General features: G+C 62.5%; 1 protein-coding gene. It reads left to right on the top strand.

Features of this window, described 5'->3' with window-relative positions; genetic code table 11:
* The coding region (locus ABD719_RS18640) for a DUF222 domain-containing protein (RefSeq protein ID WP_344694865.1) at positions 1-504 on the top strand (504 nt) is incomplete at both ends.

The following is a 504-nucleotide window of genomic DNA, read 5'->3' as shown; positions in this document are numbered from 1 at the left end:
CACCCGCCAGTACGCGGTTCGGTTCATCCACCGTCTTGATCCGAAGGCTGCTGAACGCCGCTTCCAAGCCAAACGCAAGCAGCGCATGGTCGAGAAGATCAACCTCGACGACGGCATGGCTCTCATCAGGTTGATGATGACCGCCCATGACGCGGCGATGGTCTATGACCACGTCAACCGCATCGCCCGATCCCTCCCGAAAGATGACCGGACCCTGGATCAGAAGCGCTCCGATGTCGCCCGGGACTTGTTGTTGGGCCATGACACTCCGGCACCGCAGGGGCAGACGATGGTCTACCTCACGATGCCCGTCACCGCACTCCTGGGTCTCACCGACGACCCCGGCATGCTGGCCGGATACGGGCCGATCCCGACGAACGTCGCGCAGGACATCGCCAAGGGTGGCATCTGGAAACGGATCCTTACCGACCCGGTCACGGGGATGGCCGAGGAAGTCAGTGAGACCTACCGGCCGTCGCCGAAACAACGAGAACTCATCAACGC

This window comes from Sphingomonas cynarae, from assembly GCF_039537815.1.
Classification (GTDB): Bacteria; Pseudomonadota; Alphaproteobacteria; order Sphingomonadales; family Sphingomonadaceae; genus Sphingomonas; species Sphingomonas cynarae.
The sequence above is the reverse complement of the archived record's forward strand: the minus strand, read 5'-3'. Positions and strand labels throughout refer to the sequence as shown.